The organism is Salegentibacter sp. BLCTC (assembly GCF_015143665.1).
Lineage (GTDB): Bacteria > Bacteroidota > Bacteroidia > Flavobacteriales > Flavobacteriaceae > Salegentibacter > Salegentibacter maritimus.
Genome location: NZ_WYEW01000008.1, coordinates 111,476 through 133,001 on the forward strand (window position 1 = coordinate 111,476; position 21,526 = coordinate 133,001).

Annotated in this window: 16 protein-coding genes; 5 read left to right on the forward strand and 11 right to left on the reverse strand. The window is 36.7% G+C overall.

Features of this window, described 5'->3' with window-relative positions:
• Positions 1-97: 97 nt before the first annotated feature.
• The 3 genes from GUB10_RS11455 to GUB10_RS11465 all read right to left on the reverse strand — a co-directional run bounded on the left by GUB10_RS11455 (position 98) and on the right by GUB10_RS11465 (position 7,659).
• The gene (locus tag GUB10_RS11455) at positions 98-1,552 is read right to left on the reverse strand and encodes a RagB/SusD family nutrient uptake outer membrane protein (protein WP_193711593.1); all 1,455 of its coding nucleotides are present in this window, start codon (positions 1,550-1,552) and stop codon (positions 98-100) included.
• An 18-nt stretch (positions 1,553-1,570) separates the two neighbouring features.
• A complete protein-coding gene (locus GUB10_RS11460) occupies positions 1,571-4,687 on the reverse strand; it encodes a TonB-dependent receptor (RefSeq protein ID WP_193711594.1) in 3,117 nt (1,038 codons plus the stop codon).
• Positions 4,688-4,911: 224 nt separating this feature from the next.
• On the reverse strand, positions 4,912-7,659 hold the full coding sequence (locus tag GUB10_RS11465) for a LuxR C-terminal-related transcriptional regulator (protein ID WP_193711595.1): 2,748 nt from the start codon (positions 7,657-7,659) through the stop codon (positions 4,912-4,914).
• Positions 7,660-7,755: 96 nt separating this feature from the next.
• On the opposite strand from GUB10_RS11465, the gene GUB10_RS11470 reads away from it, so the two are divergent.
• The 5 genes from GUB10_RS11470 (at position 7,756) to GUB10_RS11490 (ending at position 12,179) form a co-directional block, all read left to right on the forward strand.
• Positions 7,756-9,444, forward strand: coding sequence for a sulfatase (locus GUB10_RS11470; RefSeq protein WP_193711596.1), 1,689 nt, complete (start codon positions 7,756-7,758; stop codon positions 9,442-9,444).
• A gap of 73 nt (positions 9,445-9,517) precedes the next feature.
• Positions 9,518-10,777, forward strand: a complete 1,260-nt coding sequence (locus GUB10_RS11475) for a putative DNA modification/repair radical SAM protein (protein ID WP_193711597.1) — start codon at positions 9,518-9,520, stop codon at positions 10,775-10,777.
• A gap of 1 nt (position 10,778) precedes the next feature.
• Entirely contained in the window at positions 10,779-11,561 is a 783-nt protein-coding gene (locus tag GUB10_RS11480) for a TIGR03915 family putative DNA repair protein (RefSeq protein WP_193711598.1), read from the forward strand.
• A gap of 46 nt (positions 11,562-11,607) precedes the next feature.
• A complete protein-coding gene (locus tag GUB10_RS11485) occupies positions 11,608-11,844 on the forward strand; it encodes a hypothetical protein (RefSeq protein WP_193711599.1) in 237 nt (78 codons plus the stop codon).
• Between the two features lie 80 nt (positions 11,845-11,924).
• Positions 11,925-12,179 carry a hypothetical protein gene (locus GUB10_RS11490; RefSeq protein WP_193711600.1) on the forward strand — a complete coding sequence of 85 codons (255 nt, stop codon included), beginning with the start codon at positions 11,925-11,927 and terminating at the stop codon, positions 12,177-12,179.
• A 59-nt stretch (positions 12,180-12,238) separates the two neighbouring features.
• Here the strand turns inward: GUB10_RS11490 and GUB10_RS11495 are convergent, their stop codons facing one another.
• The 8 genes from GUB10_RS11495 to GUB10_RS11530 all read right to left on the reverse strand — a co-directional run bounded on the left by GUB10_RS11495 (position 12,239) and on the right by GUB10_RS11530 (position 21,489).
• Positions 12,239-13,216, reverse strand: a complete 978-nt coding sequence (locus GUB10_RS11495; protein WP_193711601.1) for a polyprenyl synthetase family protein — start codon at positions 13,214-13,216, stop codon at positions 12,239-12,241.
• Positions 13,217-13,327: 111 nt separating this feature from the next.
• Positions 13,328-14,371, reverse strand: a complete 1,044-nt coding sequence (gene rlmN, locus GUB10_RS11500; protein WP_193711602.1) for a 23S rRNA (adenine(2503)-C(2))-methyltransferase RlmN — start codon at positions 14,369-14,371, stop codon at positions 13,328-13,330.
• Between the two features lie 215 nt (positions 14,372-14,586).
• Positions 14,587-15,642, reverse strand: coding sequence for a tRNA preQ1(34) S-adenosylmethionine ribosyltransferase-isomerase QueA (queA, locus tag GUB10_RS11505; protein ID WP_193711603.1), 1,056 nt, complete (start codon positions 15,640-15,642; stop codon positions 14,587-14,589).
• A gap of 86 nt (positions 15,643-15,728) precedes the next feature.
• Positions 15,729-16,952, reverse strand: a complete 1,224-nt coding sequence (aroA, locus tag GUB10_RS11510; RefSeq protein ID WP_193711604.1) for a 3-phosphoshikimate 1-carboxyvinyltransferase — start codon at positions 16,950-16,952, stop codon at positions 15,729-15,731.
• A gap of 12 nt (positions 16,953-16,964) precedes the next feature.
• Complete coding sequence (locus GUB10_RS11515; protein ID WP_193711605.1) at positions 16,965-17,228, reverse strand: hypothetical protein; 264 nt, start codon at positions 17,226-17,228, stop codon at positions 16,965-16,967.
• On the reverse strand, positions 17,228-17,554 hold the full coding sequence (locus GUB10_RS11520) for a nucleotide pyrophosphohydrolase (protein WP_193711606.1): 327 nt from the start codon (positions 17,552-17,554) through the stop codon (positions 17,228-17,230). Before GUB10_RS11520 ends, GUB10_RS11515 begins: the two co-directional genes overlap by 1 nt.
• A 7-nt stretch (positions 17,555-17,561) precedes the next feature.
• Complete coding sequence (locus GUB10_RS11525; RefSeq protein ID WP_193711607.1) at positions 17,562-19,574, reverse strand: transglutaminase domain-containing protein; 2,013 nt, start codon at positions 19,572-19,574, stop codon at positions 17,562-17,564.
• A 7-nt stretch (positions 19,575-19,581) separates the two neighbouring features.
• A complete protein-coding gene (locus GUB10_RS11530) occupies positions 19,582-21,489 on the reverse strand; it encodes a DUF3857 domain-containing protein (RefSeq protein ID WP_193711608.1) in 1,908 nt (635 codons plus the stop codon).
• Between the last annotated feature and the right edge of the window lie 37 nt (positions 21,490-21,526).

Sequence of the window (21,526 nt, forward strand, 5' to 3'; positions counted from 1 at the left end):
GCCAATAAATAATGGTACTTGATTTTAAAAATATTCTTGAAAGATATTTTAAAGTTCCGCGACCATGCATGCCGCGGAACCTAAAATTTTATATTTACTACCAACCCGGATTTTGTTCCATGTCTGGTGTTTGGATTATTTGATTCTCAGGAATAGGAAATAAATAATGTTTTTCCTGGAAATCCTTACCGTGTGCAGCCATTGCTTCAGGTGCCTGGCCGGTACGAAGAAGATCAAACCAACGATCGTGTTCAAAAGCAAGCTCCAACCTTCTTTCGTTCCATATTTTTTCGATTAATTCTTGCTGGGCAAGTCCACTTACGGGTTCAAGCTCTACCCTTTCACGTACAAGGTTAAGTGCTTCCGTGGCAGCTTGAAGGTTACCTATCTGTGCTTCTGCTTCCGCCTTTATTAAAAGGATTTCGGCATATCTAAGTACACGAATATTTTTATCTCCATCGCCATCACCAACACTTGCACTAGAATAAGCCTTTTCGCTATAACGTGGGTTTTCTACAGAGGCACTAACTTCCCGGCCATCCCATAGGGTCTCCCCTGCAAAAATTATTGTGGCATTTTTTCTAATTTCATCGCCTTCGGCATCAAAAGCTTCTACAAGATTTTCAGAAGGAGTATTGAACCCCCAGCCCCAACCGCTGGTACCTCTTGCACCCTGGGTTTGTGAATATTGTTGAACACCATGGGCAATAGATTCTCCACGCGCCTGAATTTCAAAAATAGATTCCACACCGTTTTCAGAATATTCTCTCCATACATCTTCATAATTTGGTTCCAGGCTATACTCTCCCGAAGAGATTACTCCATTTGCCTGTTCTATAGCTTCACTCCATTCTTCCTGATATAAATGTACCTTAGCCAGTAGCCCTTGAGCTGCACCACGTGTTGCCCTACCTAAATCTTGTGCTGAATATTCACTCTTAGCCGGTAAAACACCAATAGCATCTATTAAATCCTGTTCGATATACTCGTAAACTTGCTCCTGGGTATTCCGGGAAGATAAATCTACGTCCTGATCTACTACTGCTTCACCGTTTACAAATTCTATTTCACCCTGAATAGTAACTCCACCAAAACTTCTTACAAGAAAAAAATAAGTGTAAGCCCTAAGAAATTTAGCCTCTGCAATTAGCCTATCTGTATTAGTACCTCCTTCTTCCTGAGCAAATGCAATAGCATAATTTGCACGGCCTATAGTTTTGTACCAATGTTCCCACATGGTAGCGCTTGAGGGTACGGTACTTGTAAATTCCAAATCATCCAGTAATTGCTTATCAGTCCCTGTATCTGTTGGCGAACTTCCTTTATCTGCATTATCTGAAATTATTTCAGTAATTCCAAGGTAAGCAAATGCGTAATCAAATTCAGTAAACATTCCGTAAATCCCAGTCACAAAATCGTCAGGGGTAAAATTCTCGTCTCTGTCTTCTGCATCAATATTTTCCCTGGCATCAACCTCCAGGAACTCTTCACTACAGCCAATACTCATAAAAGTGGCGAAAGTGAAAACTGCTATTTTATATAATCGTTTCATATACGCTATTGTTAAATTTTATAATTGAATATTAAAACCAAACAGGAATGTACTGGTTAATGGGTATGCCGAAAGCTCTATACCAGTGGTTCTATATGGTCCTTGAGCATTGGTATCATTAGGGTCGTAACCGGAGATTTCTGGGGTAAAACCTGAATATTTTGTAAAAATAAATGGATTCTGAGCTGATACATATACTCTGGCCTTTGAAATAAACCTGGTCATTTCAGGGAAAGTATAACCCAATGTTATATTATTAATCCTAAAGAAATCACCATCTTCCAGGTAGTAATCTGAGGCTCTGGCATCACGATCTGCTCCCGGATTAACATTTGTGCTTCCCGGCCCGGTCCATCTATCATTAAAGACCGATACAGGCACATTTTCACCACCAATCCTTGTATTTAAGAGCGCATTGTAAACCTTGTTGCCTCCTGCGCCATAACCATCTAAACTAAAGTCCCAGTTTCTATAATTAAAACCAATATTTAACCCGTAATTATATTTTGGTATATAAGAGCCATGATAAGTTTTATCACGGTCATCTATTACGCCATCGTTATTTTGGTCGGTATACCTTAAATGTCCCGGTCTTGCTCCCCCTATAGAAGCATTATTATCTATTTCTTCTTGCGTTTGCCATACTCCTTCGGCTTCAAATAACCACCAGGAACCTAAGGGTTGCCCTTCGGCTAAACGCTTAGTAATTTGCCCATTACCAAGATCTCCACCCAATTGGCCTTCATAATTTCGCTGCACACTTTCAACAGTGTTTTTATTGAATGAGAAATTACTCCCAATACTATAACTAAAATCCTCTGAAATCTCATCACTCCAGTTTATAGCAAATTCGAAACCTTCATTTATCACTTCTGCTCCGTGATCAAAGAAGTTTGTAGAAAATGTAGAATTCAACAAGGGACGAACCTCAAGAATAGTATTCTCTGTAGTACGCAGATAGTAGTCTAAACTACCCGTTAATTTGTAATCGAATAATTCGTAGTCTAAACCGGCACTATATTCACTAACAACTTCCCAGCTAAGGTTTTGAGCAGGAGAGCCAATATATGCACCAAATATTAGGTCCTGACCCGGCCCAAACACATAATTTTGCTCTCCACTATCGGGATCGGTAAGAATTTGAGTTGAATTTAGTGGTACATTGGCATTTCCTAATTCCCCCCAAGATCCTCTTAACTTCAAAAAGTTTATGGTTTCGTTATTTGCAAGGAATTCTTCTTCAGTAAGCGTCCACCCTACACCAAGAGCTGGAAATGTCCCCCAGTAATTGGCATTATTTTGAAAAGTACTTGATCCATCACGTCTTAAGGTACCGGTAAAATAATACTTTCTATTAAAGTTATACTGAACCCTTCCAAAATACGAAAGGAAATTTGTTGGGGTTAGATAGGTTTGATTAACCTGTTTATCGTATTGATCACTAGCGTGCTTTAAACTCCAGTATTGCTTTTGCTCCGGAACATCCCATGCTCGATAATCATCTCTCATGCCAATTCCTATTTGCTCCTTAGACCCTCCTAAAGTAACATCAAGGTTATGCTTACCAAAATTGGTATTATAATTTATAAAATTATCCCAGTTATATTTATAATTCTCACTAGAATTAAAAGACAATTCGTTATATGCATATTGCAACTGTTCAGGATTTTGAGCTTTTAAATTTTCAAATTCCTCTACGGTTCTGGTAGGATCACTATTTAACCAACGTTGCTGAATCGGGTTGTATACCCGGCCCCTTGCAAATTCTTTTCTTGCACCAAACCGAGATGTAAAAGTAATATCATCGGTAATAGAGAGTTCAGCTGTTACACTTCCCTGTAATCTAACAGAATTAAATCTTTCATTTTGAAAAGCCACATCAGCAACAGGGTTTCCGTGACTGGTTAAATTCCCAATACTTTCCCCGGGCCCTGCTATATATGTTGCTTCGCCGGTAGCTCTGTTATAATAAGAACCTCCATATCTTCCATTTGGATAAAAAACAGGAACCAAAGGAGATTGACGATAGGCAGTATTAAAAGCCCCGTAAGGTTTGCGGTTTTCGTTCCTGGTAGAAATATTTAGATTTTGAGTGATTTTTAGGCGATCTTCAAATAACTTAAAGGTATTGTTACTTGTAATTGTAGATCTTCTAAATTTTTGATCTTCCAGCAAGCCTTGCTCTTCATAATAATCGTAACTAAAAAAGTAATTAATATTTTCGCCTCCGCCATTAATATCGAAAACCGTATTATTTACAAAGCCTGTTTGCAGCACCTCGTCATACCAATCTGTATTATACTCTTGGGTTTGGTTTAATTGGTCTCCCCCAATAGCCGCATTTTCTTCGTTAAAGTAAGTAATATACTGGCTGGCATTTGCCATCTCAACCTGATTCAGGATTGGTTTGGCACCAAAGAAGCTTCTAAAATTCATTTTTGCTTTCCCAGACTTCCCTTGTTTTGTAGTAACGATTATCACTCCGTTAGCTGCTCTAACACCATAAATTGCTGCGGAAGAGGCATCCTTTAAAAAATCCATAGATTCTATATTAGAAGGACTAATGTTAGTAATATCATTAACAGGTACCCCATCTACAACATACAAAGGATCACGACCACCCAATGCAGTCCCCAGTCCACGTATTGCAACGGTAGGAGTTGATCCAGGTGCATCACTGTTAATAATATTTACACCCGCTACTTTACCTTGCAAAGCCTGAGCAGCATTAGAGGCCGGCTGCCTGGTAATTTCCTCTGAAGAAACCTGACTTATTGCTCCGGTTAGATCCTGCTTTTTCTGACGGCCATACCCAACTACCACCACTTCCTCAAGCTGATCGGTATCTTCTTCTAAGGCAATAGTATAAGTGTTATTAGCACTTATAGTAAACTCCTGCGGAAGAAATCCCAAAAAGGTTACTCGTACCACATCCCCCTCTTCAACATTTTCCAGAGTAAAATTTCCGTCAAAGTCGGTTACATCATAAATTTCTTTATCAATTACCTTTACTTCGGCTCCCGGTAAAGGTATTTCATTTTGGTCCGTTATAACACCTGAAACTGTTTTGCCTTCCTGAGCGAAGCCAAAACCAGATAAAAGGACCATACAAATGGTGAATAATTTTAATTTCATACGGTTCAAATTTTACTGAATTTTAGAAGAAAGATACAACCAAGACCGGTTTTTACGCAAACGATATAGTACACTACTGCTACATCAAAAATATTGAGATAACAAACAACTAATAATCAATAATATACACATGTTTAGAAGTAGTTTTTTAACAGCAATAAAAACCTTTGACGTAGTCTTGATGTAGTGTTTTTTTGTTAAAATATGGGCTTTAAATAACGAAACTAGTAATTTTTAATGAGGAAATTTGTCAAATTTTCGTTCTTATTTAGTCCCATTTTTTTTCGTAATCTATAACGATGTACTTCCACACCACGAACAGAAATTCCCATTAGAGGAGCAATTTCTTTAGAGGTAAGATTCATTTTTAAATAAGAACAAAGTTTTAAATCCTTACTCGTTAGTTTGGGGTAGGTTTTTAAAATATCCTTAAAAAAATCTTCGTGCAATTCATTAAAATTCGTTTCAAAGACTTTCCATTCATCCTTGTTTCTTATTGCACGGTTTATCTTATTTAAAATATGTTTCTTTTTAAATTGATTGGAAAAATTGGTCTTATCCTTACTCAATTCATTTTGAATCTCCATAAGCATCTCATTTTTCTTAGCCGCAACCAAGGTAGTATTGGCAAGTTCCTTACGTTTCAGGTTAATCTCATTTACAAGACGCTCTTTTTCTAATTTGTTAATACGCTCCTGATGCTCCTTTTCAAATTTTTCTTCAAGCAAGGATTGATGTTTCCTTAATTTAAGCCGGTTAAACCAATACATAGACGCGAGAATTACCAAAAAACAGAAAACATAGGCTATTTTCATGGCATTTGAGAGATACCAGGGTGGTTGAATACTAAAACTAAAGCTATTCCTTTTCGCAATATGAGCCTGAGGGCCCATAGCTAAAAGCTCTAATTCATAATCGCCATGACTTAAATTTTGTAGGTTTATAACTCCGTTAACCACCTTACCACTAAGCGTATCCTCACCTTTTAATTTATAATTTAAACCCATGGCCCCAGAGGTCGGAAAAGAAGTTTGTACATTTAAATCTCTTGAGTTTTTATAAGCCATTACCGGCTTTTCCCCCAGTTCTACACGTCCATTTGCATTAAAAAAACCTTTTACTTTGGGGGTGCTCACGGGTGTTTGCCCCAAACCTTTTATAAACTTCCTTAAATCTATTCGGGCAAAACCATCATTTAAGACCACATAATATATTGAATCTCCATTCTTTATAATCTTCTCATAATTTTTCACCAACCTATTCCCTAAGCTTTCTGGAGCAATTATTATAGTGTTCTCAAAGTCTGTGAACTTTAAGCTATTATTTTCGGTATCGCTAAACCAATAAGAACCTGCATCTTTAAAAAGCATTTTATGTTTTCTAAACGCTTTTAATTCTTCAAAAATATCCAGAGAGTCTTTAAATGGATTATACTTAAACCAACGATCTCCGTTAAATATGGCCAATTGATTATTAATCTTGGAAATGTTGGTATTAATACTATTCCCACCATCGGGCATAGCTATTTTTTTAACAAAATTGGTTTGCGCAAAATTATTCTCAAAACCAGCCCTATAAAGACCTTCGTACGGATGCACGGCCCATAGGGTATTTTCATTCTCAAAAACAACATTCTTAACAGGAAAATCCAGGCTATCTAATTGATAAATACTGTCTTTTAAAGGGTTTAGTTTCCTAAGCCCCGTATAACTACTAATTAAGTAATTACTCGCAGAATAGGAGATTTCATCTATCTTATAACTCCCTGTCGCAGTTTCAACCGGATACAAACTATTTTCTTTAATAAAATATGTCCCGGAGTTATGGTTTACAAATAAAGTATTATTAAGAATTTTTAAATTCCAGGTGTGCCCTTCAGAGCCGTCAATAATCTGAAGTTTGTTATTATTAAAATTATAAACTCCGGTATTACTTGCCAGGTACATTTTAGTTTCGTGAAATTCAAGGTCGTACACCGCACCCAATTCTCCCGTATCATCGGTATAGAAGTTAATCGGTGAATCTATTTCAATGCGATCTATTCCATTATCGAGGCCTAACCAAATATTGCCGTATTTCTCTACAAAACTTAAAACAGTATTATTTTGAAGTCCATTATTCCTATTTAAAATATTGTAACTATTATTCTTTAAATCGTAATTTATAAGGCCATTTTTAACCGTACCCAATAGCAATCTCTCATTATCTAAAGCAAGAATATGGTTTAGTTCAGAACGTTTTAACTCATCTGTTAAATTACTATCTCCAAAAGTCGAAAAAGTGTCACCGTTGTACCTATATAAATTATCCTTTGTTCCTATAACTAGATTCTGCCCGCTCACAGCCATATCAACAACTATTTCCCCTTGTAAAAGTTCCTGGTTAGGTATATTCTTCAAATCATTATCGGCACTTAAGATGTGAAGCCCGCTTCTCCCTAATGCCACCACAAGCTGATTTTTATAAACAATCATTTTATTGCTAATCACATTTTGAACCGGTTCAACGGTATCTTGGCTATATCTATAAATCGCGCCAAAAGACCTAAAATAAATGTCGCCTTTAAATTCAAGAATTTCCCAAAACTCTTCGCTTTGCATTTTATAATCGCCAAGGTTTGGTATTAAAGAGGTATAGTACATTTTACCGGTACTATCTCTTTTCCAGTATCCAAATTCTTTATAAGACCCGGTAAAGATTCGGTCTTTATGTACGAAAACAGATCTAATAATACTACCATTGGGCAAAGGAAAAAGTTCCCATGATTGTCCATCATAGCTAAGTAACCCCTGATTATTGGCGGCATAAATTACACCTTCTTCATCTACATCAATATCCCAGTTTTGACTAGCTGCATTATAATTAGTAGCCAAATAATTATGTATAGGCGGGGTAAGTTGTTGTCCTATAAGGCTGGAGTACTGCAAAACAAAGAAGAAAGCAGTAATTATATTCAGGATAGAGCGCTTCATAAATTCTATTTGTGCAGTTTTTGTATAGTTATAATTTAAGACAAAAATACATACTTTTTGTACTTTGGAACTTTCTCAATTTAAAAACATATTGGTATGATATTTAAAAAGGCGTTTCCCTTAATTTTGGGTTTTATATGTATAGGTATTTCTATTATTTCCTGTAAGAATAATTCAGAAGAAAAGAAATTAGATAAAGACGAAACAAACAAGCGTCCAAACATTGTGTTTATAATGACCGATGATCATGCTGCGCAAGCTATTAGTGCCTATGGCCATCCCATAAGCAAATTAGCGCCTACGCCAAACATAGATCGTATTGCCAAAAACGGGGTAACCTTTAAAAATAATTTTTGTACAAACTCTATTTGTGGCCCCAGTCGTGCCGTAATACTTACCGGTAAACATAGTCATCTAAATGGTTTTAGAATGAATGGTGAAACCTTTGATGGTTCCCAACCTACACTCCCAAAACACCTACAAAAAGCGGGCTACCAAACAGCATTGTTTGGAAAATGGCACCTACATGGTTCACCGCAGGGTTTTGACGATTGGAATATTCTTGTAGACCAGGGAAATTATTACAATCCCGATTTCATAAAAAATAAAGATACCACCAGAATTGAAGGATACGCCACAGATATTATCACCGAAATGGGCTTAGACTGGCTAAAGAACAACAGGGATAAAGAAAAACCATTTATGCTTATGGTACAGCATAAAGCACCTCACAGAAATTGGATGCCGGCTTTGAGGCATATCAACAAATACGACTCTATTGAATTTCCACTACCAAAAAGCTATTTTTCAGATCACCAGGGACAGCCGGCTGCACAAGAACAATTGCAAACAATCTATAAAGATATGTATGAAGGTCATGATCTTAAAATGACTATAGCAAAAGGCAGCGATTCGCTAAGACATAACCCCTGGAAAACCGATTTTGAAAGAATGACCAAAGCACAAAGGGAAGCCTGGGACAACGCCTACCGACCTAAAAATGATGCTTTTCACGATGCTAATTTATCGGGAAAAGAACTTGCTAAATGGAAAGCTCAGCGCTATTTAAGAGATTATCTAGCCACCGTAGCCTCGGTAGATGAAGGGGTAGGGAAAATTTTAGACTACCTGGAAACAACTGGTTTGGCTGAAAACACCTTAATTGTTTACACTACAGATCAGGGATTCTATCTAGGGGAAAAAGGCTTTTTTGATAAACGTTTTATGTATGAAGAATCTCTTGCCATGCCTATGTTAATGCAACTACCCGGTGAGATAGAAGCAGGAAGCGAAATTGATGCTTTAACACAAAATCTAGACTTCGCTCCTACTTTCCTTGACTTCGCCAATGCAGAAATTCCAAAAGAAATGCAGGGCAATTCTTTTCGCCCTTTACTGAACAATGCCATTTCAAATAAAGATTTTAGGGATGCAATCTATTACCATTACTACGATTTTCCTGCTTTTCACATGGTTAAAAGACATTATGGAATTAGAACCCATCGGTTTAAACTTATGCATTTTTATGATGATATAGATGTATGGGAAATGTACGATTTACAAGAAGACCCTAATGAGGTAAACAATATCTATAAGCATCCGGATTATGCTAAGGTTAGAAAAGATTTACACTCCAGGCTGGATTCTCTTCAGCAGAATTATGGGGTAACCGAGGAAGAATTCGCTACAACGCCCAAAGAGAAGGTAAATCAGGCGTATAGAAATTTTGCGCGAATGGCAGGAGAAAAGCCAGAAAATTATTCCGGATATAAAAAAGAGCAATAAAAAATAACAGCGAATAAGTAATTATTCCTATTTGTTGGATTTTTTCCTACATTTGAATCAAATTTCAATAATTATGAGGTTTGATAGAATTGAGGAAAAATTAGAAATTCTGGCCGATGCTGCCAAATATGATGTCTCCTGCTCCAGTAGTGGCAGCAAACGCAGCAATAAAAATAAGGGGCTTGGAAACTCAGATGGAATGGGCATTTGCCATTCCTATACGCCAGATGGGCGCTGCGTTTCCTTGCTTAAAATTTTGCTTACCAATCATTGTATTTTTGATTGTGCCTATTGCGTTACCCGCCGTAGCAACGATATAAAAAGAGCTGCTTTTAAAGTTCAGGAAGTAGTAGACTTAACTATCAATTTCTACCGAAGAAATTATATTGAAGGCCTGTTTTTAAGTTCGGGGATTTTTAAAAATGCCGACTTTACAATGGAGCGTCTTATACAAGTGGCCAAAAAACTGCGCCTGGAAGAAAACTTTAATGGTTATATACACTTAAAATCTATTCCCGGCGCAAGTGACGAACTTATGAGGGAGGCCGGCCTATATGCCGATAGGCTAAGTGTTAATATTGAAATACCAACGGTTTCCGGACTAAAAAAACTGGCCCCGGAAAAAGATCATTCAGATTTCATTAAACCCATGAAGAAGGTGAAAAATGAAATAATTCAATACAATTCAGAAAAGAAACTCATTAAAAGCACTCCCAAATATGCCCCCGCCGGCCAAAGTACCCAAATGATAGTTGGTGCATCAGGCGAAAGTGATCGCGAAATAATGCTTTCGGCAAATTATTTTTATAAAAACTATAATATGAAAAGGGTATATTATTCGGGTTATGTACCCATAAGTAACGATCCCAGGCTGCCTTCCCTGGGTTCCCAGGTTCCTATGCTAAGGGAAAACCGTCTTTATCAAACCGATTGGTTAATGCGCTTTTATGGTTTTGATGTAAATGAGTTATTGAACCAACAATTTCCTAATTTAGATGTAGAAGTAGACCCAAAACTAAGTTGGGCACTAAGAAATCAACATCAATTTCCGGTAGATGTGAATAGCGCCGAAAAAGAAATGCTACTAAGAATACCGGGGGTTGGATTAAAATCTGTACATAAAATACTTCAAGCCAGAAAATTTAGAAAGCTCAATTACGATCATTTAAAAGCCATAGGGGTAGCCTTAAACCGGGCACGATATTTTATAATTTGTGATGGTCGTGGATGGGAGAAACAAGATCTGAGCGCGAGCAGAATAAAATCTTTAATCTTACGAAATTCGGCCGGAAAGTTTAGAAAGGAGTACAGCAGCCAATTAAGTTTATTTTAAAATGAATTCACCCAAATGCCTATTGTACGATGGAACCTTTAAAGGTTTACTTACCTGCATTTTCGTAGCTTTTGATGAGAAATTGGAAGTGAATAATATTCTAGCTCCCGGCATTCACAAAACAGATATTTTTGCTGAAAATATTGAAGTAATTACAGACGAAACCAAAGCAAAACGTGTATGGCACGGATTCCAAAAGTTTGCCAACCATCGCAGTCAAAACGCAGTATATTACGCCTACTTGAGTGAGTTACCTAAAATTGAACTTGACATTTTAAGGTATTTTCAACATACCTTTAAAACTAAGGCTAACATTCACGGCGATTTTACAAATAAACACGTCCTAAAAATTGCACAAACCGCTAAAAAGGTAGGAAGGGAGAAACATAGAATGGAAGCTTTTGTTCGTTTTCAGCTAACAAAGGATAAAATTTATTTTGCCAATATTGAACCAGATTTTAACGTACTACCTTTAATTGAAAAGCATTTTACTTCCCGCTATAGCGATCAGCAATGGATTATTTATGACCTAAAACGAAAATTTGGCCTCTATTACGATCTCCAAAAAGCGCAAATAATTCAAATTAATTTCTCAAAAAATCTGTCTTTATCAGAAGAAAAAACACGAATATTTGATACATCAGAGATAGAATTTCAGAAATTATGGAAGAAATATTTTGAAGCAACTACCATTGAATCCCGCATAAACACAAGGCTTCACCTACAACACGTACCAAAAAGATATTGGAGATATTTGAGTGAAAAGAATCCCTTGCATAAATAAAAAATAGTTTACATTTGTTTCTTCAACTAATTAAACAAATTCTAACATGAAAAAATTATTTTTACTGTTTGCAGTTGCAACAATGTCTCTTTCTATCTATTCTTGTAGAGAAACTACTGAAGAAAAAACTGAAGACGCTATGGAGTCTGCAGGTGAAGATTTAGAAAATGCAGCTGAAGAGGCCGGAAACGAAATTGAAGAGGCCGGAAATGAAATCGAAGCAGAGGCTGAAGAAGCTGAAGCTGAAATGGAAGAAGAAATGAACGAAGACGATAACATGTAATCGTCTTGCTTCTTAAAAATGCTAAAGGCTGCTTTCCTTAAAGAAAGCAGCTTTTTTTTATTAAACCTAAAAGTAAAACAATGAAAAAGTTACTATTAATTATGGTGGCCGTTTGGGCTATAAGCCTATCTTCCTGTCGGGAAACTACCCAGAAAAAAACAGAAGATGCCGTAGAAGCAATTGGCAAAGACATTGAAGATAATGTAAAGAAAGCCGGTGATAAAGTTAAAGAAGGTACTGAAAAAATTAAGGAAGGTGCTAAGAAAGTAGAAGAAGGCGCTGAGAAACTTGAAAAGGAAATCGATGAAGAAATCGATAATTCCAGAGAACAATAATTAAAAGGGATTCTAAGTAAGGCTGTTTAAAGTTTTGCCCATAAGGCTAAGAAACAGCCTTATTTTTTACGTTCAATTACATAATTCACCATAAGTTCTAAAGATTCGCGGTAAGGAGAAGCCGGATATTTTTCCAGGATCACCAAAGCCTCCTGTTGAAACTCTTTCATACGCTTTACGGCATATTCCAGACCTCCCTTATCCTTTACAAACTGAATAACTTCATTTACCCGTTTTTTATTTTTATTATGATTCTTAACCGAATTAATTACCCAGGCTTTTTCCTTTTTGGTAGAATTATTCAGGGCATAGATTAATGGCAATGTCATTTTCTGCTCCTTAATATCTATTCCAGTGGGCTTTCCTATTTTCTCATCTCCATAATCAAAAAGGTCATCTTTTATCTGAAAAGCCATTCCTATTAATTCCCCAAATTTTCTCATTTCGGCAACCGCATTAGAATCGGGCTTTACCGACGCAGCACCTAAACTACAGCAAGCAGCGATAAGAGTAGCCGTTTTTTGCCTAATAATATCGTAATAAACTTCTTCAGTAATATCGAGTCTTCTAGCTTTTTCAATTTGCAACAACTCCCCTTCACTCATTTCCCTTACGGCAACTGAGATAATCTTCAATAAATCAAAATCGTTGTTATCTATAGAAAGCAACAAACCTTTAGAAAGTAAATAATCGCCCACCAAAACGGCAATTTTATTCTTCCACAAAGCATTTATACTAAAGAACCCCCGGCGACGGTTAGAGTCATCTACCACATCGTCATGAACCAAAGTGGCCGTATGTATAAGCTCTATTACTGAAGCTCCCCTATAAGTACGTTCGTTTACCTCGCCTTCTGAAACCATTTTGGCTACCAGGAAAACAAACATAGGTCGCATTTGTTTTCCTTTACGGTTTACAATATAATGAGTTATTCTATTAAGAAGTGCCACTTTAGAAGACATGGCTTCGAGGAACTTTTTTTCAAAAAGCTCCATCTCTTTCTCTACCGGAAGTTTTATTTGGGAAATTACTTTCATTAAGCCAGCAAAGATAATTATTTATACAGAATATTCAGTGATGCTTTTCTGCCAAAATCAAGATTATGAGCTAAGTTTGAGAGCTTATAAAAAAATAAAGCCTTAAGGAAGCTATGCCGACTTATTTGCCAACTGACCACAAGCAGCGTCTATATCTTTTCCACGAGATCTTCTAACGGTTACCGTAATTCCATTACGCTCTAAAATTTCCTGGTACATATCTGTAGCCTTAGACGAAGCCTGTTGAAAGCTACCATCGTCTATTGGGTTATACTCAATCAAATTCACCTTGCACGGCACATAATTGCAGAACCGAACCAGGGCTTCGGCATCCTTTCTTGTGTCATTAATATCCTTCCAAACAATATACTCGTAAGTAATTCGGCTTTTGGTTTTAGAGTACCAGTACTCTAAAGACTCCCTTAAATCGTTTAAAGGAAAGGTTTCATTAAAAGGCATTATTTTGGTTCGAATCTCATCGGTTGCAGCGTGCAGAGAAACAGCAAGTTTTATCTTGGCTTCGTCATCTGCGAGTTTTTTAATTATTTTAGGCACGCCCGATGTAGAAATCGTAATTCGCTTTGGGGACATGCCCAAACCTTCGGGAGAGGTAATTTTTTCGACCGCTTTCATAACATTCTTGTAGTTCATAAGCGGTTCTCCCATCCCCATAAACACAATGTTGCTCAAGGGCCTGTCAAAATACAACCGGCTTTCATTGTCTATAGCAACTACCTGGTCATAAATCTCATCAGGATTTAGGTTACGCATTCTTTTTAAGCGAGCAGTTGCACAAAATTGGCAATCTAAGCTACAACCAACCTGAGAAGAAACGCAAGCTGTAGTTCTGGTGGCGGTAGGAATTAATACCGATTCTACGGTGAGCTGATCGTGCAGCTTTACCGCATTTTTAATAGTACCGTCGCTACTGCGCTGCATACGGTCTACCCGAATATGGTTTATCACAAAATTTTGGTCTAACATTTTTCGGGTAGCTTTGGAAATATTGGTCATTGCCTCAAAACTATGGGCCCCTTTGCTCCAAAGCCATTCATAAACCTGACTTCCACGAAAAGATTTATCGCCATTGGCAACAAAAAATTCCTGAAGCTGGGCCTTGGTAAGTGCTCGTATATCTTTCTTCTTGTTTTTCACGCTGCAAAAGTACTAAGAATTAAAGGATTTTTTAGTTAAGCCAAAGCTAAGTGTTTTAGATTGTGGCAATAACAAAGCTTAAAGTTAGAAGCCTGTGGATTAATACGGCTTTTGAAAGTTACGTAATACGTAAGATTTATCGTTATAAAATAAAGAGCCACGAATTTACCAAATAACTTAGTGAATTCGTGGCTTAAGATTATATTAAACAAAAACTAGATAATCAACATCGCGTCTCCGTAAGTATAGAAACGATACTTTTCCCTTACTGCTTCTTCATATGCACGCTTCATAAAATCGTGACCTGCAAAAGCGGAGATCATCATAAGAAGTGTAGATTTTGGTGTATGGAAATTAGTAATCATACAGTTTGCTATGCTAAAATCGTAAGGAGGAAAGATAAATTTATTGGTCCAGCCACTAAACTCATTTAATGTATGGTTTGAAGACACCGAGCTCTCCAACACACGCATTACTGTTGTACCCACGGCACAAACCCGTCTGTTTTCAAGTTTCGCTTTATTGATAGTTTCAGTAGCTTTCTTTTCTATAAATGCTTCTTCAGAATCCATTTTATGCTTACTAAGGTCTTCTACCTCAACCGGGCTAAAAGTTCCTAAACCAACGTGTAAAGTAACTTCAGCAAAATCTACTCCTTTAATTTCCAAACGCTTTAAAAGATGTTTAGAAAAGTGTAGTCCTGCGGTTGGCGCTGCTACAGCTCCCTCTTTTTTAGCATAAATAGTCTGGTAACGCTCCTGATCTTCAGGTTGAACATCTCGTTTTATATATTTTGGAAGTGGCGTTTCCCCCAGCTCTTTTAGTTTTTTCCTGAAATCTTCGTAAGAACCATCGTAAAGAAAACGAAGGGTCCTTCCACGAGAAGTAGTATTATCTATAACTTCTGCTACCAGGCTTTCGTCGTCCCCAAAATACAATTTGTTTCCAATTCTAATTTTTCTAGCCGGGTCTACCAGTACATCCCAAAGCTTGGTCTCCGGATTTAATTCTCTTAATAGGAAAACTTCAATTCGCGCCCCGGTTTTCTCTTTATTCCCATATAAACGTGCAGGAAACACCTTGGTATTATTAAGTACCATGACATCTTCTGGCTCGAAATAATCTAGAATATCTTTAAATTGTTTATGCTCAATTGTTTGTTCTTTTCGGTTTAGAACCATAAGCCTTGCTTCATCTCTGTTCTCTGAAGGATACTCGGCCAAAAGTTCATTCGGAAGTTCAAAATTGAAGTGTGAAAGTTTCATTCCCATAATTGAATTTTTAGAAGGCGCAAATATACAATCTCAAGATAGGGGTTGTCAAGTATTTAAGCGTTTATTTAAAAAATGCCTTTCATTTAGCACTTTCTCAGCTTAAAATTGAGTTTTTCAAAATCTTCCCAAAACCCGGGATAAGATTTTGACACCACTTCGGCATCTTCAATCTTAAAAGGAACTTTAAGTCCTAAAGGCGCAAAAGCCATGGCCATTCGATGATCGTTATAAGTGGCAACCGACACGTTTTCTTCAAAATCTTTTTTCGGAAATAATTCAAGGCTATCCTGGGTAATCTCTACCTGGCTACCAAATTTCTCAATCTCTGCTTTTAAAGCCTCCAACCTATCGGTTTCCTTAATTTTCAGGGTATGTAAACCGGTTAAATAACAAGGCACCTCCAGCGCTAAACAGGTTACCGCAATGGTTTGCGCAATATCAGGTGAATTTTGAAGATTTTCCTTTATATGCTTTGGTTTCGTACCGGGCTTTTTGGATAAAATAATATGATTATCTTCAAATTTAGTACTTACCCCAAATTGCTTATAGATATTAGAAAGGCAAGAATCTCCCTGTAAACTGGTTTCTCTATAGGTGCTTAATTTAAGTTCGGCTGATTCGCTTATGGCAGCAAGACTATAGTAGTAGGAAGCAGAACTCCAGTCTGATTCTACTGCCAAGCTTTGATCTTTTAATTGTTTTGCAGGTTCAATTTTAATAGTGTTCCCCTCAAAAACTCCTCTTACTCCGGCTCTTTGCAAAAGCTCTAAAGTCATTTTAATATAAGGGGTAGACGTAATTTCACCTTGTAAATTAATTTCAAGTCCGTTAGGCAAAGAAGGTGCAACCAGCATTAAAGCCGAAATATATTGACTGCTAATATTGGCTTCCAGACTTACTGTTTTTGCCGTAATCTTTTTACCCTTAATTCTAATTGGCGGATAACCTTCATTCTTTTCATAAGAGATATCGGCACCCATTGTTTTAAGGGCATCTACCAATAGTTTAACCGGGCGTTCTTTCATTCGTTTACTACCGGTTAAAACTACTTCCCTACCTTCTAAAGTGGCAAAATAGGCCGTTAAAAAACGCATAGCAGTACCGGCATGATGAATATCAATTAACTCACCTTCACTCTTAAGTGCCTTTTGCAAATAATGGGTATCGTCACTATTTGAAAGGTTGCTTATTTTTAAGTTTGGAAATAAAGCCTGAAGGATTAACAAGCGGTTAGACTCACTCTTAGATCCGGTTATATTAATATTAGCCGACAGATTTTCCTGGCTATTTGATATCTCTAAATTCATGAATTAACAGTATTAGCTTTTTGAATCTTTTTTGTTTTTTCCTCTAAACTGCCCAAATGAGATAATAAACCCATAAGCAAAAGCGGCAAAAAACTGCCCGAGGATAAACCTGAACAACTTTCCGTTTTCGGTTCGCTCGGTAAAATAGGCTTTAAAATGAAAGCCTCCATATTCAAACAGCATACTTACAATATCATAGACAATAAGAAAGCCCAGACCAAGAAACAAAACCGATTTCCAGAAGGCTTTTTTAGAGATCATCTCTTTGAATTTCATTATTTTAACTTTTGATTATTATGATGCCTGTCGTGATCCCTTTTTGTTTTTAGATCTAATTTTTTATCAAAAGCTTCCTGTAGATCAACTCCGGTTTGATTGGCAAGACAGAGCACCACAAACATAACATCTGCAAGTTCTTCCCCTAAGTCCTTTTCTTTATCTGATTCCTTTTCACTTTGCTCCCCATAACGTCTCGCAATAATTCGGGCTACCTCCCCTACTTCCTCGGTAAGTTGCGCCATATTGGTAAGCTCGTTAAAATACCGAACCCCATGTTCTTTTATCCAATCGTCTACTGCTTTTTGAGCGTGTTCTATGTTCATATTATTTCTAAGATTTTGACAAAACTATGGCTTCTGAATGTTTATTCACCATTTCAGCATAGAAATTTTTAAGCGCTTTATAGTCCTGTGCAATATAAACCATATCATTCATATCTAAAGAAGATTCTACCCTTAAAAATTTCCCATTTAAGGTTGCCACAAACTTAAAAACACCCGCCCCTTCTTTTAAATTAACGATAGCACTTTCGGGCAGGGATTCTACTTTATAACCATCGGGAATTAAAATATTTATAATCTTATCATTACTGGTTGGAAAGTCAAAAAATATGGGGTAGTTACGATCTTCCCCTTTAAACGGATTTTCGTGTAGCCCGGCAAAAACCATAGGTTTTAAATATATCTTCCCATTTATCTCCTCCATTTCATCCCTTAATTCAAAGTTGTAAGTTTGCCTAATGTTTTCCCCAATGGCTTCTTCTTTCGAAATATCCAGCCCCGAAACCACTATGTTCCCTTTATCTTCCTCCAGGATTTTTAGGTAATCCTTCTCAGCCAATCCAACATAACGATCCCTAAATTCTTTCGCATGTAGACCGCTTAAATCTCTTACCGATTTTCCTTTTAAAACCATGTTATCGTCAAATTGCATATTTAACATCGTTGTGTTCTGTGATTTTGCGTTAGGCATTAAACTCACCCAACCTGAAGTTCCATCTTCCCTTATAATTCTTCCCTGCCAGTTCATAGCCCTTGCCGGAAGCTCTCCTATTGCCGCATTCTTGTCTGTAGCGTCCAATAACAAAATATTATCCTCATTTTCTACAGCAGCTATCACATAATTAAAACCGTTTCGTGTAGGAAAAATTGGGATACCATGAGATTTGGTGCTTACTAAGACAGGGTTAGCATTAAAGCCGGCATATCTTAACATGCTCACTAATAATAAATTTATATCTCCCGTGTTTCCTTTTTCATCCTTATAAGCCGTTCTTGTTCCACTCTCTGCTTGAAAGCCTACGAAATCATTCCAGGCAATTTTACTCTTAACATACATAAAGATTTTAGCTAGTTTTTCAGCATTATCTTTAGATCCGGCAAGTAGTTCATCTAAGTCCTCATCAAAGAAGCCGGTTCTATTTACCTCTTGTTTTAAACCGGCATCATTATAAATGCTTTTAGCAACATCTTCCCAGGTACTGGCAAAACTTTCTATTGGTGAATTAGGAAATTTAGTGTATTGTAATTCCCACCTTAAATATGCTGCATAGTTTTGTAAATAATCTACATAAACTTCTTTCTTCAAAGGAGGAATATCATCTTTCTGAAACTTATAAAAATCCAGCAAATAGTCTAAACTACGCTGTTTATAATCTGTTTGAACAGTTCTTCCGGTGGTTCTGGTTTTTTGGGAGTAATTATAAGTAAAGCTCTCTTTAGTTTTATCGATAGGAAAAACTATGGGCGATTTAGGATTATAATGCATTCTAAAACCAAAAAATTCAGGAATTTTAATCTCGGCTTCCAATCTATTCACCGGAATTTCAAACTGAAGCGGCACATCGTCAATAGATGTCACAAATGGGGATCTTATAGTATACGTATATTCTATAACACTACCTTCGCTTACCGCAGGCATAGTGAATTTTGTCTTTAGTTTATATTTATTAGTTTCTTCTTTAAAAACACCATTTCTTTTTAGCTTTTCTTCAACAAGCTTCCCATCTACAATATTATAGGTAACCCCCTTAATAGCACTGACCTCTTCACTTTCTGATCCGTTTTGATATCCGGTTATTGTTTTATTTGCCCAGTCAAGACCCTCTTTATTATATATTTTAATACGTTCGTGTACCACGGTAACGAGCGTCAAACCGGTATTTTTTCTAATATCATAATAGACCAGGTGCTTTCTAAACAATACAGCCGCATTGGCCTCTTTATACTTTGGATGTTCTTTTTCAAGCACCTCTTCTTTGGATACCCTTCCGAATTTGTAATCCTGTGCCTGAAGTAAACACACCGAAAATAAACTAACAATAAGAATGTAAAAATGTTTCATAATATGATTAATTACTAACTAAAACTGCTTTTTGATTGGCATAAGATTTAATTTGGTTCATAAACTCCCTATACGAATTATACGCTGAACTTTTCCAGTTCCCCTCTTCCAAAACCAGTATTCTTTTTACATCTAGTTTGGTCTCATCTTCCTCTACAATACTGGTTTCCATAATTAGTTTACCGTATTCATTTTCGATGGTTATGGGCTCCGGAATTGACTCTACTTTAAACCCTGCCGGTAAGGTAAATTGAAAGTGATCTTTATAAGTCTTCCCCCTTTCAATTACCAATGGATGTTTACGAGATTCATTTCTGGGTAAATTAAAAGTTTTTGCTTTTAAAAAATTAACAGGCACCAGTAATCGGTTACCAGCTTGCATAGCCAGTTTAGCCCCTTTAATCTTTAGCTTTTCGGTAAACACAATTGAATCCCTATCATTCTCAAAAGCAATTTTATCAAATTGTAATTCTCGTAGATGCCCCCAATTTTCCCGGTAGTATATTTTTTGATGATCATTTTTTAGACTTTCAATACTATAGATATCACCATACGGGATTCCGTGGTTTTTACGCGTAATTTCAGCTAAAAAACCACCAGATTCATCCAATTGAATTTCCACAAAACTTTCCCTAAGGTTGGCAGCAGTAGCATAATTTGGAGTACTTATTATCTCCCCACCATCTTCGGTTATTTTTAAAACCTTTCTATCATCGGTAAAATCGCCCAAATAGTTAAACGGATTAGTTTGACTGGTACACTCCAACCATATATCTTCTTCTGCCAAAGGCAAATTCAGGATTACATGATTGCCCTGCATGGAGGCAAATTCAGGGTCTATATTATTTTTATCGCCGCCATAAACCACTGTATAGTACGAAGGTATTCCCTGCGATTCTAAAAGAGCCTTGGTGTAATTAGTTAAGGCTTTACAGTCGCCGTAGCCCAATTCATCCACCTCTTTGGCAAGCATTGGCTCCCAGCCGCCAATTCCCAATTGTACACTTATATACCGTGTATTTTCCTGAACATAATTATAGATAATCTCTGCTTTTTCCCTGTTAGAAACTGCATTTGAAGTCAACTCATTAAGTTTTAAAATAGTTTCCCGCGGAAGTTCCATTTTCTCCTTCAATAAATACTCATACTGCCATTTACCTAATTCTTTCCAATTAGAAGCTTTTCCTTCTACCCCAACCAGTGCAAATTCATTTAAAGCAACTAACACCCTGGGGGCATAAGTTGAAAGATTAGGACTAAAAACTTCACTTTTTACTGCAGAAATATTCCTCACCTCATAATTTAAACCTGCACCAGTATTTTGTTTTTTAAGCTCTAAGCCTTCCAGGTTTCTTTCTTCAAACCTAAAGGGAATAGCATTTGGGTTAATTAATTTATAAGAAGATTTTTCTACGCTTAAATTATAGTTCTCCAGGGGATTCCATGACTGAATAAATATTGTGGAGTTTGTTTCTATCTCACTTTCGTAAGCAATTGTTATTGGATAATCTTTAATAGTATAGCTTAAGTAACTTAATCTATTATCGCTATAAAGCGTATTAGAACCTATAAGGCTACGATCCTGAAAATCTCTTTTCTTTATTTTCTCTATCTCTTTCCCCTTACTATTGTAAACAATAGCCTCCTGAGATTTTATCTTACTGTGGTCATCGTAAAAATCATAGGCACCTATGTGTTGCTCACCATATTCGTTGAACACGGTTACCACACGCTTTGTTTTAACCCTCATCTTATCTTTAGAAAGAACTGAGATTTCTATAGATTGATTTCGTACTACAGAATTGGCATTGGATAGTAAATTTGGCTCAATGGAAGATATGGCATAGTCCTGACCAAAAATCAAGGAAGGAACTATTTGAATAACTACAAATAGAAACAATAAAATTTTGCGCATTTATCGAATGTGATGAATAATAAATCCGCAAGATATA